Genomic DNA, 217 nt, shown 5'->3' with positions numbered 1-217 from the left:
TCGCCAAGCGCCGATCATGGTGTCGTTGCCGGTGCCGCCGTCGAGCGTGTTGTTTGACGCGTTGCCGGTCAGGCGGTTGTTCAGCGCGTTGCCGGTGCCCTTCAGCGCCGTGCCGGTCAGCACCAGGTTCTCCAGCCGGGCGCCGAGGGTGTAGTTGATCGAGGACTGGACCGTATCGACATCGGCGCCGGTCTCGGTGATGCGGTCGCCGGCCGCG

1 pseudogene is annotated in these 217 nt (G+C 68.2%); it reads right to left on the bottom strand.

Going from position 1 to position 217, the window contains the following annotated elements:
* A pseudogene (locus tag A6302_RS20825) lies at positions 1-217 on the bottom strand (M10 family metallopeptidase C-terminal domain-containing protein); the annotation flags it as partial.

The organism is Methylobrevis pamukkalensis, assembly GCF_001720135.1.
Classification (GTDB): Bacteria; Pseudomonadota; Alphaproteobacteria; order Rhizobiales; family Pleomorphomonadaceae; genus Methylobrevis; species Methylobrevis pamukkalensis.
This window is presented reverse-complemented; position numbering and strand designations above follow the sequence as displayed.